The 17917-nt window shown below is 72.4% G+C and carries 19 protein-coding genes; 5 read left to right on the top strand and 14 right to left on the bottom strand.

What is annotated here, in order from left to right; genetic code table 11:
- Nucleotides 1-15: 15 nt before the first annotated feature.
- Nucleotides 16-876 (top strand): SDR family oxidoreductase, encoded by an 861-nt coding sequence (locus BLW85_RS04525; RefSeq protein ID WP_074995973.1) that lies wholly within the window; start codon nucleotides 16-18, stop codon nucleotides 874-876.
- 39 nt (nucleotides 877-915) lie between these two features.
- On the opposite strand, the gene BLW85_RS04520 is transcribed toward BLW85_RS04525, so the two are convergent.
- Both BLW85_RS04520 and BLW85_RS04515 read right to left on the bottom strand, forming a co-directional pair.
- Entirely contained in the window at nucleotides 916-2100 is a 1185-nt protein-coding gene (locus BLW85_RS04520) for an FUSC family protein (protein ID WP_208624814.1), read from the bottom strand.
- Nucleotides 2101-2235: 135 nt separating this feature from the next.
- Nucleotides 2236-3411, bottom strand: a complete 1176-nt coding sequence (locus BLW85_RS04515) for an FAD-dependent monooxygenase (protein ID WP_074990810.1) — start codon at nucleotides 3409-3411, stop codon at nucleotides 2236-2238.
- 90 nt (nucleotides 3412-3501) lie between these two features.
- Between BLW85_RS04515 and BLW85_RS04510 the strand changes: the two genes are divergently transcribed.
- Both BLW85_RS04510 and BLW85_RS04505 read left to right on the top strand, forming a co-directional pair.
- The gene (locus BLW85_RS04510) at nucleotides 3502-4056 is read left to right on the top strand and encodes a TetR/AcrR family transcriptional regulator (protein WP_070024795.1); all 555 of its coding nucleotides are present in this window, start codon (nucleotides 3502-3504) and stop codon (nucleotides 4054-4056) included.
- Nucleotides 4057-4435: 379 nt separating this feature from the next.
- The gene (locus BLW85_RS04505) at nucleotides 4436-4894 is read left to right on the top strand and encodes a PaaI family thioesterase (RefSeq protein ID WP_074995971.1); all 459 of its coding nucleotides are present in this window, start codon (nucleotides 4436-4438) and stop codon (nucleotides 4892-4894) included.
- A gap of 82 nt (nucleotides 4895-4976) precedes the next feature.
- Here the strand turns inward: BLW85_RS04505 and BLW85_RS04500 are convergent, their stop codons facing one another.
- From BLW85_RS04500 to BLW85_RS39995, 8 genes are all read right to left on the bottom strand, one after another.
- Nucleotides 4977-5375, bottom strand: coding sequence for a PaaI family thioesterase (locus BLW85_RS04500; protein WP_143060410.1), 399 nt, complete (start codon nucleotides 5373-5375; stop codon nucleotides 4977-4979).
- 78 nt (nucleotides 5376-5453) lie between these two features.
- Complete coding sequence (locus tag BLW85_RS04495; protein ID WP_074990808.1) at nucleotides 5454-6716, bottom strand: beta-ketoacyl-[acyl-carrier-protein] synthase family protein; 1263 nt, start codon at nucleotides 6714-6716, stop codon at nucleotides 5454-5456.
- Nucleotides 6717-6727: 11 nt separating this feature from the next.
- On the bottom strand, nucleotides 6728-7003 hold the full coding sequence (locus BLW85_RS04490; RefSeq protein ID WP_074990806.1) for a phosphopantetheine-binding protein: 276 nt from the start codon (nucleotides 7001-7003) through the stop codon (nucleotides 6728-6730).
- An 18-nt stretch (nucleotides 7004-7021) separates the two neighbouring features.
- Complete coding sequence (locus BLW85_RS04485; RefSeq protein ID WP_074990803.1) at nucleotides 7022-8764, bottom strand: AMP-binding protein; 1743 nt, start codon at nucleotides 8762-8764, stop codon at nucleotides 7022-7024.
- Nucleotides 8761-10287 carry a B12-binding domain-containing radical SAM protein gene (locus tag BLW85_RS04480; protein ID WP_074990801.1) on the bottom strand — a complete coding sequence of 509 codons (1527 nt, stop codon included), beginning with the start codon at nucleotides 10285-10287 and terminating at the stop codon, nucleotides 8761-8763. Before BLW85_RS04480 ends, BLW85_RS04485 begins: the two co-directional genes overlap by 4 nt.
- Nucleotides 10284-11591 carry a B12-binding domain-containing radical SAM protein gene (locus tag BLW85_RS04475; RefSeq protein WP_074990798.1) on the bottom strand — a complete coding sequence of 436 codons (1308 nt, stop codon included), beginning with the start codon at nucleotides 11589-11591 and terminating at the stop codon, nucleotides 10284-10286. The genes BLW85_RS04480 and BLW85_RS04475 overlap by 4 nt, the downstream gene beginning before the upstream one ends.
- A 554-nt stretch (nucleotides 11592-12145) precedes the next feature.
- Nucleotides 12146-12442, bottom strand: a complete 297-nt coding sequence (locus tag BLW85_RS40000) for a DUF4097 family beta strand repeat-containing protein (protein WP_244174810.1) — start codon at nucleotides 12440-12442, stop codon at nucleotides 12146-12148.
- Nucleotides 12439-12972, bottom strand: coding sequence for a hypothetical protein (locus BLW85_RS39995; RefSeq protein WP_244174809.1), 534 nt, complete (start codon nucleotides 12970-12972; stop codon nucleotides 12439-12441). The genes BLW85_RS40000 and BLW85_RS39995 overlap by 4 nt, the downstream gene beginning before the upstream one ends.
- 206 nt (nucleotides 12973-13178) lie before the next feature.
- On the opposite strand from BLW85_RS39995, the gene BLW85_RS04465 reads away from it, so the two are divergent.
- Nucleotides 13179-13910, top strand: a complete 732-nt coding sequence (locus tag BLW85_RS04465; protein ID WP_074990795.1) for a DUF4232 domain-containing protein — start codon at nucleotides 13179-13181, stop codon at nucleotides 13908-13910.
- Between the two features lie 36 nt (nucleotides 13911-13946).
- Here BLW85_RS04465 and BLW85_RS04460 read toward each other — a convergent pair whose 3' ends face one another.
- The 3 genes from BLW85_RS04460 to BLW85_RS04450 form a co-directional block, all read right to left on the bottom strand.
- A complete protein-coding gene (locus BLW85_RS04460; protein ID WP_074990793.1) occupies nucleotides 13947-14834 on the bottom strand; it encodes an NAD-dependent protein deacetylase in 888 nt (295 codons plus the stop codon).
- Nucleotides 14835-15011: 177 nt separating this feature from the next.
- A complete protein-coding gene (locus BLW85_RS04455; RefSeq protein ID WP_074990790.1) occupies nucleotides 15012-16190 on the bottom strand; it encodes an AI-2E family transporter in 1179 nt (392 codons plus the stop codon).
- Nucleotides 16191-16268: 78 nt separating this feature from the next.
- The gene (locus BLW85_RS04450; RefSeq protein ID WP_070024820.1) at nucleotides 16269-16937 is read right to left on the bottom strand and encodes a nitroreductase; all 669 of its coding nucleotides are present in this window, start codon (nucleotides 16935-16937) and stop codon (nucleotides 16269-16271) included.
- Between the two features lie 203 nt (nucleotides 16938-17140).
- Here BLW85_RS04450 and BLW85_RS39220 point away from each other — a divergent pair, with 203 nt between their 5' ends.
- Nucleotides 17141-17284: a hypothetical protein gene (locus BLW85_RS39220; RefSeq protein ID WP_167381371.1), complete on the top strand. Its 144-nt coding sequence runs from the start codon at nucleotides 17141-17143 to the stop codon at nucleotides 17282-17284.
- Nucleotides 17285-17340: 56 nt separating this feature from the next.
- Here the strand turns inward: BLW85_RS39220 and BLW85_RS04445 are convergent, their stop codons facing one another.
- A complete protein-coding gene (locus tag BLW85_RS04445) occupies nucleotides 17341-17766 on the bottom strand; it encodes a DUF2267 domain-containing protein (RefSeq protein ID WP_070024825.1) in 426 nt (141 codons plus the stop codon).
- Nucleotides 17767-17917: the final 151 nt, after the last annotated feature.

Genomic DNA, 17917 nt, shown 5'->3' with positions numbered 1-17917 from the left:
GTCATGGAGAACGCGATGATCATCGTTACCGGAGCCACCGGAAAGCTCGGCCGCCGCACCGTCGAGCGCCTGCTGGAGCGCGTCCCCGCCGACCGGGTCGGCGTCAGTGTCCGCGATCCGCGAAAGGCCCGGGACCTCGCCGACCGCGGCGTCCGCGTGCGCCGGGGCAGCTTCGACGACCCCGCCTCGCTCGCGCACTCCTTCGAGGGTGCCGAGCAGCTGCTCCTGGTCTCCCTCGACCGCACGGGTCCGGAGTGCGTCGACGGCCACCGTGCCGCCATCGACGCCGCCGTGCGCGCCGGCGTCGGCCGCATCCTCTACACCAGCCAGATGGGCGCCGCCCACGACTCCCTCTTCTCGCCGTGCCGGGACCACGCCGAGACCGAGGACCTGCTGCGCGCCACCGGCCTGCCCTGGACCGCGCTGCGCAACGGCTTCTACGCCTCCAGCGCCCTTCAGTTCCTGGAGTCCGCCCGCCACACCGGCGACATCGCCCTCCCCGCCGACGGCCCGGTCGCCTGGACCGGCCACGACGACCTCGCCGAGGCCGCCGCGGCGATCCTCGCCGGGCAGGCCCGCTTCGAGGGGCCCACCCCGCCGCTCACGGGTCCGGCGGCGCTCGACTTCGACACCGTCGCCGAACTCGCCTCCAAGGCGACCGGACGTGCCTTCACCCGCACCGTCGTGCCCGACGACGTCTTCCGGGAGCAGACCCTGGCGCACGGCGCCCCGGCCCCGATCGCCGACCTGCTGCTGAGCATCTTCGCCGCGGCGCGCGACGGCGAGTTCACCGCCGTCGACCCGACGCTGGCCGAGCTGATCGGGCGGGAGCCCGCCGGCTTCGCCACCCAGCTGGAGCGCGCCTGGGCCGAATAGCCCGGTCGGCCGCGTCAACGGCCCTGCGGGGCCATACAGCTAGGGCGTCGCCGAGGCCAGGAGCTGGTCGGCCAGGCGGTTGGCCTGGGTGAGGAGGGCGCCGTAGGTGGCGACCTCGTCGGGGTCGTCGGTGGTGGAGCGGGCCAGGTCGCGGCGCAGGGTGTCGAGCGTGTCGCGCAGGCCCGCCACCTCCGTGCGCAGCTCGTCCTCGCAGTCGTCGCCGAACCTGCTGTGGCTGTAGAGCCGCAGCGCGCGGGCCGTCCGGTACAGGAACCGGGCGTAGCTCAGGGCGAGTTCGGGATGCGGGCGGCGGGTCGCGCGCTCCTCGGTGGCGGCCTCCAGCACCGTGCGGGTCACCCCCGCGGTGTGCACGGACGCGTAGTCCAGCACCGCGAGCGCGTCGTCGTACCCCTTGCCGGGCAGCGGCAGCGCACCGGTGCGGCGGCGGACGTTGGCGCGCAGGCTCTCCCGGCTCCACTGCACCGCGGAGCGGGCCTGGTCGACCAGCTGGTGCAGCCGCAGCGCCCGGTCGTGCCAGGCGCTCGCCTCCTCCGCCTCCCAGTGTCCCCGGGCCAGCCCGTCGGCCACCTCGTGCAGGATGTCGTGGGCCTCCGCGGTCGCGTCCCGCAGTACCGCCCGGGTGTCGCGCAGATACAGCGGCGGGCGGACGAGCGCGTTGACGGCGATGCCGACGCCCGCGCCGAACAGCGCCGCGGCGATCCGGTCGGCCGAGGTGGCGACGGTGACGGCGCCGTTGGTGAGGACGAACAGGGCGCCGGTGGCTGCGTAGATGCCCTGGCTGCCCAGCCGCCGCCAGTGCCCGAGCAGCATGGCGGCCGGCAGCACCACCGCCATCGTCACCGCCGTGCTGTGCACCAGCAGCCCGACCGCCGTGGCCGTGATCGTCCCGGCGGTGATCGCCGCCAGCTGCTGGAGGCCGTGCGCCAGCGACCGGTACACCGTGGACTCCACCAGGACCACCGCGACCCACGGCGCGACGAACGCGACCGGCGCGTGCAGCCACCACCCCGCGATCATCCAGGCCACCCACGCGGCCAGCGCCGCCTTCAGCGCCTGGACCGCCAGATCCCGCTCCCGCCCGGGCTCCGCCCAGGCGCGCCGCACACTGCGCACCGCCGCCGACAGATCCAGCCGCAACACCTGCCCCGCCCGCCGCACGGCATGCCCGACGGCCCGTACGGCGGCTCCACGCCCACATCGCATGTGTCCCTAGTGGCCACTGCGGGCCGGGATATGCGCCCGACCGGGGGCGGGACCCGCTGGTGACCGCGGCCGGGCGCCCACCCGGACGGGCCGGCGAACGGTCACGTGCCCGCCCCGGCCGCCGGTCGCGCGGCCCTACGGCACCCTCGGTGCGGTCGCCGGCCGCGGTGCCGTCCAGTCCGCGTGACGCAGGATGGCCCGCATGGTCATGCCCGACGGTGCCAGGCGCAGGGCGGTGTTGCGGAGGGTGACGGCCAGCGGGTTGGACAGCTGCTGGCCCATGCGGCCGGCCTGGCGGGCGGCGCGGGCCACGGCCTGGGAACGGGGACGGCGTTCGGCGTCGTAGCGGGACAGGGCCGCGGGGAGGGACGGCGCGTCCGCGAGGGCGGCGGTCAGGGAGGCCGCGTCCTCCAGGGCCTGGCACGCGCCCTGGCCGAGGTTGGGTGTCATCGCGTGGGCCGCGTCTCCGAGCAGGACCACCCGGCCGGAGACGAACGACGGCAGGGGAGTGACGAGTTCGTTGATGTCGTGGTGGAGGACGTCCTCGGGCCGGGTGGCGTCGAGGAGCGCGCCGACCGTGGCGTGCCAGCCGGCGAGACGGCGGCGCAGCATGCCGAGCGGATCGGCGTGCCGTACGCCGGGCGGCGAGTTGAGCACCGCGTGCCACTCGGCGTGGCCGTCGGTGAACCCGATGTGCCCGAACTCCGCGCCCTCGCCCCAGGTCAGTTCGAAGTCCGTGGGCAGTCGCAGCGGGCGCTCGGTGATCGCCCGCAGGACCGTGGAGCCGCTGTACGCCGGGCCGGGGTGGTCCGGGAAGAGCAGGCCCCGCAGCCGGCTGCCCACCCCGTCCGCCGCGACCACCAGGTCGGCCGCCGTGATGCCGTCCGGCAGCGGCACGCCCACGGTGTCCGGGTCGCTCAGGTGGAGCGAGGGCACGGTCGCCCCGATGCGCAGGCACTCGTCCGGCAGGGCGGCGCGCAGCAGCCGGTGCAGGACCGAGCGGCGGATGCCGACGATCGGCGTGCCCAGCGCGCGCTCCAGCGCGGCGCCGTCCATCCGCGCCAGCCACCGCCCCGACGGGGTGCGCGTGCCTCCGGTGTACTGCGGACGCGCCGCGGCGCGGACGGCGGCCCCGACGCCGAGCGCGTCCAGGGCACGCAACCCGTTGGCGTGCAGCGAGATTCCCGCGCCCGCGTCGTCCAGGACGGCGGCCCGCTCCACGACCCGTACCCGCCAGCCGATCCGGCGCAGCCCGATGGCCGCCGCCAGCCCGCCGATGCCGCCCCCGACGACCACCGCCGTCTCACCCATGCCGACCCCCTTCGCCTCGTTTTCTACAGCTGTAGAAGACCGTACCGCAGGATTTCTACAGCCGTAGAAGCAGGGGTGTAGAAAGAAGGGGTGTCCACAGACCGACGTACTCTCCTCGCCGACACGGCCATCACGGTGCTCGCCGACACGGGCATCCGGGGGCTGACGCACCGCGCCGTCGACCGGGCCGCGGACCTGCCGCCCGGCACCACCTCCGCCTACTTCCGCACCCGCCAGGCCCTCCTGGCCGCGCTGGTACGGCGTCTCGTGGCCCTCGACCAGGCGGAGCTGGAGGAGATGTCGGCGCGGCTGCCGGTCCGGGACGCGGATGAACTGGCCGCCGGGATCGGCGCGTTGGTACGGGTGCGGCTCATCGGGGACGGGCGCCGCCGCTCGCTCGCGCGTTACGCCTGCGCCGTCGAGAGCGCCCGGCACCCCGAGCTGCGGGAGATCCTGGTGCCGCGCGAGAACCGGGCGCGGCAGGCGGTGTGCGACTTCCTCGCCGCGCATGGGGTGGCGGAGCCGCAGGAGCGGACGCTCACGCTGCTGACCTGTGTCGACGGGCTGGTGTTCGACCGGCTGGTGAACGGCGGCGACGTCCGGGACGAAGAGATCGCGGGGCTCGTGGCCGCGGCGCTGCGCTGACCCCGAACACGACGGCGGCGCCGCCTCCGTGGGACAAGGAGACGGCGCCGCCGCGCTTCACGCGCCCTGTGGCGTCAGACCAGCCACCCCACGAGGTGGACGAGGCCGGCCAGGACGTTGGTGAGGATGTTCATGATGGTGCTGCTCCTTGCGATGTGCCTATGCGTTGGGACTGTGCTCAGCTACGGTCTGCAGCCCGTCACTCGCACAACGTAAGTATCACCCGATCGAAGCAGTCGAGCCGCTCGGATGGACGACGGCCACCTGTTCGAGGGAACAAGTGATCCCTTGTTCGATCATGTGGCCTCCGCCCCGCGGAGTAGTCTCGGGCCGCACGGCCGCAACCGTCGACGACGACAGCGCGAGGAGAGACGTGGAACTGGAACCGCAGGTGTTACCGGATCAGGTCAGCCCCGAGGTACTGGCCCGCGTGCAGGACAGCTTCGACCGGCAAGGGCTCATGCGGACCCTGGGAGCCCGCATCACGCACATCGCTCCTGGTTGTGTGCACATCACGCTGCCCCGGGGGGAGGAGGTCTCCCAGCAGCACGGCTACATCCACGCCGGCGCGACCAGCGCCATCGCCGACAGCGCGGGCGGGTACGCGGCCTTCACCCTCTTCCCGGAGGACTCCACCGTACTCACGGTGGAATACAAGATCAATCTCCTGGCTCCCGCCGGGGGCGACCGCATCGAGGCGGTGGGCACCGTGCTCAAGTCCGGCCGGACCCTGACGGTGTGCCAGCTTCAGGTCTTCGGCCACGAAGGGGACGAGAGGACCCTCGTCGCCACCGGACAGCAGACGCTCATCTGCCTGGAGTCACGCCCGGACCGGTGAAAGGGCCCGGCACCGTCCGCTGCCCCGCCCGGCGGCCGGCCGCCGGGCGGTAACGCCGGCCCGGCCGGCCGTCGTCGCGTCCTCAGTCGTCGTAGCCGTCGAGGTCGCAGAGGCGGATGCCGGAGACGGTGTACGTGCCCTGGCCCGCCGCCACGAGTTTGCCGCTGTCGCTGTAGACGTCGCTGCGCGTGACGTAGATGGTCTTCCCCGCGGTCACCACCTCGCTGGTGGCCAGGATGCCCTCGTGCCGCACCGGGCGGATCAGATTGATGTGGTAGTCGACCGTGAGGACGCTGTAGGTCTCCTCCATCGAGTTGGCCGCCATGAACCCGGCGGTGTCCGCGACCTCGAACAGCATCGCCGCGTGCAGGAAGCCGGCGTTCTGCGTCAGATCACCGTGGAAGGGGATGGCGACCCTGGCCACTCCCGCCTTCTCGATCTCGATGGTCTTGTCCAGGAACTGGGAGATCCTGCACTTCATGCAGCAGCGGGTGAGCCTCTCGAAGTGAGTCGACGCGGAACCCAAGACGGTCTCCTTCAGGGAACGGATCGTGCGCGGCTAGGCCCGCGACACGACGAGACTGGCATTGATCCCGCCGAAACCGAAGGCGTTGACCAGACAATGGCGCAGCTCGGTCTGCCGCGCCTCGACCGGGATGTCGAGGTCCGCGGACGCGGGATCGCTCTGCTCGTACTTCAGGGTGGGCGACACCGTCTGGTGCCGGAGCGCCAGCAGGGCGGCGGCGAGGTTCATCGGACCGTTCGCGGCGAACGTGTACCCCGTGTGACCCTTGATGGAGGTGACGACCGGCCGGCGACGGGCGCCCGACACCAGCTCGGCCACGGCGGCGAGTTCGGCCGCGTCGCCCCGGACCATGCCGGACGCCTGCGCGTACACACAGTCGACCGCGTCCGCGGCCACCCCCGCGTCGGCCAGTGCGCCGGTCATGACCCGTACGACATGGGGGGTCGAGATGCCCGTGATGTCGTCGCACCCGCTGTTCGTGGCATACCCGGTCAGTTCGCCGTACCACCGCGCACCACGCGCTTCGGCGTGCGCGCGGTCCTCCAGCAGGAAGACGGCCGCCGCCTCGCCGACGACCATCCCGTCCCGGCGGCGGTCGAACGGGCGCGGCGTGCCCGCCGGATCGTGGTGCCGGCTCAGGGCCCTCATGGCCTGGAAACCGGAGTAGGTGATCGGGGTCGTCACGGCCTCGGCGCCGCCGGCCAGCGCCCAGGTGCGGGCACCGGACCGGATCGCGCGCATCGCCTCTCCCACCGCCTGGCAGCCACTCGCGCAGGCACCGGCGATCGTCATCTGTTCGTCCGTGATCCCGTGCTGCAGGGCGATAGCGCTCGCGGCCATGTTGGGGATGAGCGAGGGGATCAGGAACGGGCTGGTCCTGCGCACCCCTTGGTCCTCCTGTCTGAGGACACCGGCCTCGATGCTGGGCAGTCCGCCCATGGCCACGCCCAGGAAGACGGCTCCCCCCGGCGGGAGATCCGCCCGAGGGGTGCTCGCGCCGTCGTGCGCCCGTACGGCGAGTCCGCTGTCCGCGACGGCCTGGTCCGCGGCGAACAGCGCGTAGCGGACGAACGCGCTCATCCGCTTGAACTCGAACCGGAACGGGCCCGGCGGGAGTTCCACGGCGGAGTCGTCGACCTCGCCGGCGAGGCGGCTGCGGAACCGGCTCGGGTCGAAACGGGTCACCGGCGCGATCCCCGAGCGTTTGGCCACGAGGCCCTCCCACAGCTCGCCGGCCGACGTGCCGAGCGGGCAGACCACTCCCGCGCCGGTGACCACCACGCGTCGGCGCCGCACCGAGGGCCGGGTCAGGCCTGCTGCCCGGACACGGCCTGGGCGCCGCGGATGTAGTCCTCCAGGTCCTGCAGCGTCTCGATCTTCTCCATGACGGATTCGTCGAAGTCCACCGAGAAGCAGTCCTCCAGGTAGAGCAGCAACTCGACCAGCTTGAGGGAACTCATCCCCTCGATGGAGTTGCTGATGTGGGACTGCGGGGTCAGATAGGAGACGTCACGTTCCATGAACTCACCGATGTGCTCGGTGATCCGGGCGAAGAGTGCCTGGTCCGGCTTCTCGTCCTGCATCGTGTTCCCCTTCCGAGGTCATGCCCGTCCGCTCAGTGGTGCCGTGGCCCGGTGCGCGTCGATGGTCCCGTCCTCGATCATCCGCCGGCACAGATGGCGTTGGATCTTGCCGCTGGTGGTCCGGGGCAGTCGCGCGCGGGGCACCCAGTGGTAGGTGACGCCGTTGATCCCGAAGGTCTCGTCGAGCGCGTGGCTCACCCGGCCGGTGAGGTCCTGCCGGTCATGGCCCTGGGCGAGCCGTTCGTCGAGCAGGAGGTGGAGCTGTTCGGTGTGCAGCGTCGCGTCACCGGCGCCGACCGCGACGACCGCGGGAGTGCGGGGGCTCTGGAGCACGGCCTCCACGAACCGCTCCACCTGGTCGGGGACGTAGTTGCGGCCCGCGATGATCACGATGTCCTTGCTGCGGCCGGTGACGTACAGCTCACCGTCGAGCCGGTAGCCGAGGTCGCCCGTGCGCAGGTGGCCGTCGGGCCCCCTGACCCCGTCCTCGGCCGCGGTGGCCCCCTCTGCCGCGTCGGCGGTGGCGCCGCCGGGCCCGGGGAGGTAGCCGTCGATCACGCTGGGCCCGGCGACCTCGATCTCACCGATCACGCGGTCGGGCAGTGGCTTCCCGTCCGGGTCGACCACCCGCAACGCATGGCCGGGCACCACGGGGCCCACGCACATCATGCCCGTGGTGCGCGGGTCGCCCGCGGCGCGGGGCTCGGCGTAGCCCCGCGCCGCGACGGCCTCGGCGTCGACCCGGTCGACGGTGTACGGCCGGGTGACATCGGAGATGGTGACCGCGAGCGTGGCCTCCGCGAGCCCGTACACGGGCCTCAGCGTCGTCTCGGACAGCCCGAACGGGCCGAAGGCCGCCTGGAACGCGCGCAGGGTGGCCTCGTGCACGGGTTCCGCGCCGCACAGGGCGACCCGCCAGGTCGACAGGTCGAGGCCCTCGGGCGGGCGCTTTCCCGCGACCCGCGCGCAGATGTGGAAGGCGGAGCTGGGCGCGGGCGACAGCGTGCCCCGGTAGCGGCTGATCCAGTGCAGCCAGGACATCGGGTTGCGCAGGAAGTTGAGGGGATCGGCGAGCACCATCGGGATACCCGCGTGCAGCGCGTACGAGATCCCGACGAGTCCCATGTCGTGGAAGAGCGGGAGCCAGCTCACCAGCGTGTCGTCGGCCGTCCCCCGGATCGCCTCCGCGATCGCCCGGACGTTGGCGACGAGGTTGCCGTGCCGGATCACGGCCAGCTTCGGCGCGCCGGTTGAGCCGGAGGTGGCCTGGAGGTGGGCGAGCGAGTCCGGCGTCGCCCGCGGCGCGCCCAGCGGGGCCTGGGCGCCGCGCAGGGCGTCCGGAGTGATCACCGGCACGGGCAGCGACGGGGCGAGGGCACCGGCCAGTTCGTCGGTGGTGACCACCCGCACGGCCCCCGCGTGCGCCACCAGTCGGCCGAGGTGGGCGCAGTAGCGCGCCATGCTGCCGGTGGTGGGCTCCGCCGCGACGACCGGCACGACCCCGGCGTGGAGGCAGCCGAGGTAGACCGAGAGGAAGTCGCGCGAGGTGGGCAGCACGAGGATCACCCGGTCGGCCGCGTCGATGCCCTGTGCCGTGAGCCCGGAGACGGTCCGCGCGATCAGGCGGGATACGTCGGCGTAGCTGAGCGCGAAGGTGTCCTGCGACCTTTCGACGACCTGGAACGCCGTCCGGTCGGGGGTGCGCGCCGCGCTGTCGAGGAGCGCGTCGACGACGGTCGCCGCCGGGCGCCGGCCGGTCATCGGGCGTACGCCTTCACGAACTCGACGTCCGAGCGCCTGGACGACCCCTGAAGCCAGGTGCGCAGGTCGCCGTACCGGCTGTCGAAGTCGGCCTTGAGCAGGTCCTCCTTCAGGGTGCCGGACGGGGTGTAGTACGGCTTCTCCAACTCGGTGAGGAAGCGGATGTGCTGCTCCATGCCGGCCCGCCCGCGCTCCACGCTGCGCGCGTACGCCTTGAGCCGGGCCCGCCGCTGCGGCCGCCGCTCGATCTCGAACGCCCGCTTGAAGAAGATGTCGTAACTGTCCAGGATGCCTTGCTGCAGTTCGCTGGGGCGCATGTGGCGGGGGAAGATGCCGACGAAGGAGTAGTGCTGGTACGTCGGCACCTCCATGATGATCCGGTGGTCCTCGATGTCCTGGCGCGCCCCGAACAGCAGGTCCTGGAAGGGGTATTCGGCCAGGCACACGAAGACCGGGTGCATGATCCGGGCCTCGGCGCACCAGTACGCGGTGGCCTCGATCGCCTGACGGTCCTGTACGTCCAGTCCGAAGATGATCGCGGAGTGGATCGCGATGTCGTTCTCCGCGAAACGCAGCAGGCGTTCGGTCTGTTCCGAGGCGTCCACGCGCTTGTTGAACGCCTGGAGGACGCTCGGGTCCTCCGACTCCACACCGAGGCAGTACTCCTCGAAACCCGACCGCTTCAGGTCGAGGACCAGGTCCATGTCGTCGGCGTGGTTGATCCGGCTCATGGCGATGAACTTGTAGTCGCGGTCCCGGAAGGTCTCGGCGATCTCGCGGCAGTAGTCCTTGCGGGTCGTGAAGTTCAGGTCGGTGACGTAGAAGCGGTTGCAGCCGGTCTGCCGGTGGATGGCGTCGAGTTCGCTGCGCACGTCCTGTGCCGTCTTGGTGCGGAAGCGGCGCCCGAGCAGCCGGATGGCGTAGCAGAACGAGCAGTTGAACGGGCATCCGCGCGACATCGAGACCGTCGCCCAGTGCAACTTGGGTGCGCGCGCGAGCAACTCGGGGTTGATCGCGTTGGCGAAGCTGCCGAATCGAGTGACCTTGTTCAGGGTCAGTCTGCCGTCCGCGCCGATGTAGGCCAGGTTGTCCACGTCGGTGACGGCCCGGCCGTCCTCCAGCGCCCTGATCAGCTGGACGCAGGGGATCTCTCCCTCGGCGGTCACCGCGTAGTCCGCGTAGCGCAGCGCCTCGTAGGGCGCGAACGCCGCGTGCGGGCCGCCCATGACCACCACGCAGTCGGGCCGCTTGTGGCGCTTGATCAGGTCCAGGGTCTCGATGTTGGACCAGAAGTGCGTGGCGAGCGCCGAGATCAGGATGTAGTCGTACTCGGCGAGGGGGAAGTCCCCGGGCTTCTCGCCCCAGAACATCTGGCACATCTCGACGCGGGCCGCCGGGAATTCGTGCTGGACGAACGAGGCGACGTAGTAGATGCCGTCGTTGTAGGTGGTGGCCAGTGTGGAGGCGTCCGGATAGGACTCGTGGAAACCCAGCTGGACACAGAGGATCTTCAGGTCCCTCATGACGCGGGCTCCGCCGGGGTGGTCTGCCTGGTGGCGTGCCGGCGCGCGATCTCCCTGCGTACCTTGTCCTTCATCTCCTGCTTGAGCTTGGCGGCGATGCGCTCGGGGTCGTTGACCCGCCGCTGCGCCCAGGCCAGCAGGTCCCGTGCCTCGCTGCGGTTCATCTTCGGGTGCTTCCACACCAGGTTGTACAGGTCGTGCTTGCTGAGGTCCGGCTCGTCGACCAGGTGTTCCATCTGCCGGTACAGCCGGGTGCGGTGGAACGGGGTCAGCAGCGTGAGCTGACAGGCGAACAGCCCTTCCTGGCTGAGCTGCTCGATGTCGTACTGCATGTCCTCGATGCTGTCCTCGGCGAATCCGACCATGAAGGTGCCCAGGGCCCTGCGCCCGTTGTCGATCAGCTCGCGCACGGTCTGCCGGACGTTGTAGACGTCGTCGCGTTTCTTCACGTCGGCGACGTTCTTGTCCCGGTAGGACTCGATGCCGACGATGGCGCCGTCCATGCAGCGGTCGGTGAGTTCGGGGATGCGCCCCCGGATCAGGTCGGCGCGGGTCAGGCAGATCCACGGCAGCTCGCGCTCGGCCAGGGCGTCGACGACCTGTTCGGCCAGCGAGTTGGTGAGGAAGAAGCTCTCGTCGTAGATGATGACGTGACCGACCTTCGCGTCCCGGTATGCGTCGAGGGCCGCGTAGGTGTCCTCCATGAAGATGGCTTCTTCTTTTGGATTGAAGACCGGGGTCGAGCAGAAGGTGCAGCCGATGTTGCAGCCGCGCTTCGAATACAGGTAACCGACGGGAGAAGTGATCCCGCGGAATCCGCTCTCTCCCATCATCGCGGGGTGCCGGACCCGGGGCAGCGGTGTGCCGTAGACGTACTGGTGGATCGGGGCCTCGCCGGCGCCTTTCACCAGCCTCGTGAAGTGCTCGTCTATATCGGGCGTGAGAACGCCGTAGTTCCCGCCCCAGATCTCGGGCACTTCTGCCTCGCGCGCGGCCTTGGCCATCTCGATCGCGACCGGTGTGGACCAGGTGTAGAAGCTGATGCCGACCATGTCCCACGGCTCGGAATGCAGGGCGTCGAGATATTCCTGCCAGGTCGGGTATTCCAGGATCTCGACGTCCGGGACATTGTGCTTGATGAAACGGAGGCCGGTCGGCGGACATGTCACGGAGAGCCGGTCCTCGACGTCCACGGCGCATGTCCAGGCCATGTAGGTATCGGTCCGGTCGTACCAGTTCCCGCCCACTCCGTCGGGCTCGATCAACGCCTCTTTGGGAGCAGTGGTCAGGAGCACCCTCTTCATTTACCGTCCCCTTCGCCTGGAATTTGTGGTTCCGCGAACAAGCCGTGTTCGACAGCACGTCAGAATGTGTGCGCATTGCCGGTGAGATGGATGTGAGCTGAAGGTGCTCTGAGTTCGCGACCCTAGGATTGGCTGATCTTATGTGTCAACCCGTGGGTGATCGCGAAAACGGGCGGGCAGCCGATTCAGGCCACCCTTTATATCGATATCGCCACCGCCGCCGACTGCGTGGACCCGGTGTTCGGATCAGGCGTGTGGCGTGCGCAGGGAAGACCTCCCGCGGGCGCTCGACGAGGGCCGCGGCCGCCGGGGCCGCCGTTCGGGACCGGGCGGGGAGGGGACCGGCGCCGTCCCCGGTGACGGCCATGGGCTGCGTTTCGCGGGGGGTGCTGGGTCCCGTGGACGACATGCGGCCGGAAACCGGCGGCGCGGCGACCGCGGGCCGCGGCCTCGGCGACTGGCTGGGTGATCCAACCCCCCGCAGGCGCAGGCGCAGGCGCAGGCGCAGGCGGGTCGAGCCGGTGCGGCCTCCCGGCGAACCCGGTCCGGGCCCCTCAGCCCCGGTGGACCTCGGTGTCGCCGTTGACGGTGCGCAGCGTCAGCCGGTGCCGGTGGTCCCCGGAGGCTGCGGCCGGAAGGTCCACGGTGGAGCGGCCGTTGGTGGTGCTCGCCTCGGTCGCGTACGGCGGGGCGTCCGTCGGGAGGGTCACGCGCACGGAGCCGTTCCGGGTCACGCCGTCGAGCGTGTCGGGCGAGGTCGTGCACAGCAGGTCGACGTCGCCGTTCACCGTCTCGGCCCCCACGCCGCGCGCCGCCAGGCCGGTCGCGCGGACGGAGCCGTTGCGGGTCACGAGGTGCTGACGGGCCCGTCCGTGCCGGAGTCCTGCACGGTGACGTCACCGTTGACCGTACTCAGGCTCAACTCGCCCCGTACACCGCTCACGTCGATGCCCGCGTCGCGGGCCCGCACGGTGAGCGTGACACTGCTGGGCACGCGCACGAGCGGCATCCCGCCGCAGTTGTCCGCGGCCCGGGCGTCGCCCCGGTCGCAGGGCAGGTCGAGGGTGTGCGTGCCGCCGTCGCCGGTCCAGCGGGCGAGGGTACGGCCGTCCACCGCCACACTGTCGTCGTCCGTGCCGACGACCCGCACGCCGCCCTGAGTGGTGATGAGAAGACGGCTGCCGTCCGCGAGCGCGGCCTTCTCGAACCTCCCGCCGTGTGCGCCGGGCACGGCCCCCGGCGGCGTCCGGTCGCCGCCGTGGTCGCAGGCGGTCAGTACCAGGAGCGGCAGCAGCGCACACGCGGTCCGGGCCGCTCGGCCGGCACGGCGGGACGGGCGCCCGGAGTCCGGGCGGCTCGGGCTGCTCCATGTTGTCGTCATGGGATGCGTGTGCCCGGGAGGACGGGGTTGTGTGCACGCCGCCCACGCGCCGGCCGCGCGGAAGTCCGTCACGGCGGTGCCTCGCGGGGTGCGGGTCGTCAACTCGCCTGTGACAGAACGAAGACGGGGCGAAGAGCCGCCTGTGACTCGGTGCGGGATACAAATACTTCCGACCGCACGCACCGCGCTGCTCCTGGGGGAACACCGTGAAGTACACCCGCCTCACCGCTCTGGCCGCCGTCGGCGTTGCCGCCACCCTCTCGCTCACCGCCTGCGGAAGCAGCGGCTCCGGAAAGGACTCGTCCGCCAAGGGCTCCTCGGCCTCGTCCTCTTCCTCCCCGTCCACGGACGGTGGTTCCTCCACGGACGGCTCGTCCTTTGGCGGCGGTGCGACGTCGGACGGCGGCTCGAAGCCGCAGGGCGGTTCCGGCTCCGCCACCGTGCAGGCGGGCGGCGCCGCCGAGTCGGGCTCCGGCCAGAGCACCGGGGCCGGCGGCGACGCCGGGAACGGCGCGACGACGACCGGCGGCAAGGTCACCTTCTGCAAGACGGCGAACCTGGCCATCGACGCCCGCGACGCCGCACCCGACACGGTCTCCGGCAGGATCGACGTCACCATGGTCAACCGGGGCTCGACCACGTGCTCGGCGACGGGGTTCGCGGGCGTCGACATCAAGGACGCCGACCACACCTCGAGCCCCGTCGAGCGCGGCCGGGCCGAGCCGCGCATCACCGTCCTCAAGCCCGGCGACGCCGCGGTCTTCGACATCGCCTACGACATCGACAACAGCGGCAACAGCCTCACGTCCCCCACCGATCTCCTGGTGACGCCTCCGAACGAGACGCACACGGTGAGCCTGAAGTGGCCCGCGGGCGCGGGGAAGATCAAGGGCGCCTACACCGACGTCCAGGTCTATCCCACGCACACGACCAAGTAGGGAGCAGGCCGCCGGGGGTGGGGCGCTCATCGGCCGCTACGCGTCGACGGCGATGCCCAGCCGGTCGGCCACGGTGGTGAGGGCCGCGCCCAGGGGGAGGGCGACCCGGCTGACGGCGTGCCGGTCGCCCCGCGTCGGGCCCTGATTGACGATCAGCACCGGCTTCCCGGCCTCGGCCGCCTGCCGGACGAACCGGAGCCCGGACATCACGGTGAGGGACGAACCGAGGACCAGCAGCGCGGTCGCCTCGCGCACCAGGCGACGGCAGTGCTCGACCCGCGCCGGCGGAACGGACTCCCCGAAGAACACCACATCCGGTTTGAGGATGCCGCCGCAGACCGCGCAGGGCAGCACGCGGAAGTCTCCCACCTGTTCGTCGGAGAGGTCCGCGTCGCCGTCCGGGTTGATCCCGGCGGCCACCGGGTCGAAGCCGGTGTTGGCCTCCTCCAGCCGCCGCGCGAGCGCGCGGCGCGGGCTGAAGGTGCCGCAGGACAGGCACACCACCCGGTCGAGGCTGCCGTGGAGTTCCACCACGTCCTCGCTGCCGGCGGCCTGGTGCAGACCGTCGACGTTCTGGGTGATCACACCCGTCAGCAGACCGTGCCGGCCGAACGCGGCCACGGCCCGGTGCCCCGCGTTGGGGCGGGCCCGGCCGAAGGTCCGCCAGCCGAGGTGGCTGCGCGCCCAGTAGCGGCGCCTGGCCTGGGCGTCGCCGGTGAAGTCCTGGTAGGTCATCGGGGTGTGCCGGCTCAGGCTCCCGCCCTCGCCCCGGTAGTCGGGGATGCCCGACTCGGTGGAGATCCCCGCGCCGCTGAGCACCAGCACCCCGCCCGCCCGCAGGGCGTCGACGACCGGTCCCGGGTCCGTGCCGCCCGGCGGCAGCTCCTCGGTGGGTGTCCAGCTCAGCGTGGGTCGCATCCGCATGCGACCAGGTTACGGGCCGGGCCCGTCGCTCCGGGCAGAGTGCCCGGCCGCTGCGAGCGAGCCGGACACTGGAGACACCCGGCGACCGGCCCGGCCTGCGCCGTGCGGCCCAGGCCCCGGTCCCTTCCGGCCCCCGGGACACCACGGCAGCCTGTCCCCGCCCCGCCGGGACGGCGCTCAGGGCGGTACCGCCCGCAGTGCCTTCAGCACCGCCCACACCACCGAGACCAGCGGCACCGCGACGATCGCCCCGACCACCCCGGCGACGATGCTGCCCGCGATCACCGAGAGGGCGACGACCAGCGGATGCAGCCGCACCGCCCAGCTCATCACCACGGGATGCAGCACATGCCCCTCCAGCTGGCCGATCACCACGATCAGCGCCAGCACGGCCAGCGCGACGAACGGGCCCCGCCCGGCCAGCGCGACGACCGTGGCCACCGCGAGTGCCACCGGCGAGCCCACCAGCGGCACGAACGCGGCGAAGAACTCCAGCAGGGCCAGCGGCAGGGCCAGCGGCACCCGCAACAGCAGCAGCGCCACCCCCACCAGCACGGCGTTGGTGGCGGCCACGATGATGATGCCGCGCGTGTACCCGGCGAAGGACCGCCAGGCCGCCCGCCCCGCCCGGTCCCAGCCGCTCCGCGCCCCGGCCGGCACCAACTGCTCGCGCGCCCAGCTCCACAGCCGCTCCCCGGAGTGGATGAAGAACACCGAGGAGAACAGCGCGAGCGCCGCGCCCGTGGCCAGCTCCACCACCCGGCCGAGGCCGCTGACGGCGCTGCTGAGCAGGCTCGACCGGTGCGCCGACAGGTAGTTCGTCACCTGGCGTTCGAGCGCGGACAGCCGGCCGGGACCGAGCCGGAACGGCGGCCGTTGCAGCCACTTCTCGATGCGGTGCACACCCCCGCCGAACTCACCGGCCAGCCGGGGCCACTCGCCCGCCACCGCGTTGCCCACCAGCGCGAGCAGCGCGAGCAGCGCCAGCAGACTGCCCACCAGCGTGACGGCGACGCACAGCGGGCGCGGCAGGATGCGGTTCAGGAGGTCGGCGAGCGGCCGCAGCACCGAGGTGATGACGAGCGCCAGGAACAGGGCGACCGCGATCAGCTGGAAGCTGCCGAGGACGATGAAGACGCCGTAGACGACGATGCCGACGAGGATGAGCCGCCAGGCGTAGGCGGCGGCGGTGCGCAGCCAGGGCACGGTGCGCTCGGTCACCGGCACCCGGGCCTCGGGGCGCGGCGCCGCCGGAAGACGCACGGAGTACGCGGGGCGGCTGCCGAGCACCGCACGCCCCGGCCGGTACCCGCCGCCCTCCGGCCCGGCCGCCCGCCGGCGCGCATCGCCCACCATCGCTCCCGTCCGACGCTCCTGGGAGAACCGTAAGCACAGGGGCGCCCGGACGGCCCGTCCAACGCGTCCGGGCGCGGGTCACGACCCGTCCACGAACGTCACCGTCTCCGCGAGCGGCGCCCGGCCGGTTCGCGGGTACGGCACCGCCGGGTCCGCGAACCCGATCGACAGGCCCGCGAACAGCACCCACTCCGGGCGCGGCGCCACCACCTCGGCGACCGTGCGCCGGTACACGGACCACGCCATCTGCGGACAGCTGTCCAGCCCCTCGGCGCGCAGCAGGAGCATCACCGTCTGGAGATACATGCCGAGGTCGGCCCACTGGGCGGCGCCCATGTCCCGGTCGATGTACGCCAGCAGCAGACAAGGGGCGCCGAAACACTGCCAGTTGTCCGCCACGGCCGCCCGGCGGCCCGCGGCGTCCCCGCGCCCGATCCCGAGCGCCCCGAACCGCTGGGCGGCCGCCGCCGAACGCCGCTCGGCGTAGGGCGGCCTCGGGTCCGGCGGATACATCCGGTACTCCCGTTCGTCCCCGGGATCACCGGCCGCGGCGCGCTCGGCGGCGCGCTTCTTCAGCCCGGCCAGCGGGGCGCCGGTCAGCACGCGGAGGTGCCACGGCTGGAGATTGCCGCCCGAGGGGGCGCGGGCGGCGGCCGTGAGGACTCGTTCCAGCACCGCCCGCGGCACCGGCTCGTCCGTGAAGGCGCGCACCGCCCGCCGGCTCGCCACCGCCGTGTACACATCCATGGCCCGCTCCCGTCCGTCGTTCCCGCCGAGATGACGGACACCGGCCAGGAGATGTGACACGGGCCGACTGGTGTGACAGTGGACGTGGGCCACGCGGCCCTGGTGCGGGTGGTGGTCACACGGACCTTCACGGTCATCCCGAGCGGGGTGGACCCGCGCCGGGGCACTCGCGGGGTGTCGTCGGCCAGGAGGGGGTACCTCCAGTGATCACCGTCGCGGTTCTGCTTCTCCCCGTGCTCAGCCTGCTGCTGTTCGGCCTCGATCAGGTCGAGGACCGATGGGTGACCCGGCCGTCCAAACCCCGCCCCGAACGCGCGCACAGGCGCCGCCGGGCATGGCGCCGCTGACGGACACCGACCGCGCCGACCGCGCCCGCGCCGTCCGCGGCGCCCCGGACGACGGGCTATCCGCCCTCGCCCGCCCGCCCCACCGGCAGCAGCTCGCGGATGTCCGCCGGCAGGGCGCCCGCCATCCGCTCGGTCAGCTCCGGGGCGAGCGCCGCGTCCAGCACCTCCAGGACGGCCGCGGCCTCCCGCAGCGCCGTGTCCTCGTCGGTGCCCGCCCGGTCGGCCACACGCCCCGCGAACGCGGTCAGCCCGAACCGCTCGCCCGCCGTGCCCTCCGCGGCGGAGGCGGCGGTGGCGTCCGCGGCGAGCCGCATCGCGTCGGCCATGTCGGGCGGCAACTGCGCGGCCACATGCCGGGCCAGCCCGGGCGGCAGCCGCTCCGACAAGGTCGTCACCACCGCGTGCGCGGCCCGCTCGGCGGAGCCCCGGTCGGGCAGCTGGGCGAGCGCCTGCACCTTGCCGATCATCTCGTCGTGCCGCATGAGTCCGTCCCCTTCCGCGCGAAGCCGGGGCGGTGCCCGGGCCATGGGCACGCCCGCAGCGGCCGGGTACCCCGGTTGCGCCGGGTGCCGCATGGCCGGTCCGCGCCGACGGGCGGCGGCCCGGACGGCCCGGTAGCGTCAGGGGACCACC

Origin of the sequence: Streptomyces misionensis (assembly GCF_900104815.1) — a bacterium.
GTDB classification, from domain to species: Bacteria; Actinomycetota; Actinomycetes; order Streptomycetales; family Streptomycetaceae; genus Streptomyces; species Streptomyces misionensis.
Note: the sequence above shows the minus strand (reverse complement) of the source record. Positions and strands in the feature narration are given on the sequence as shown.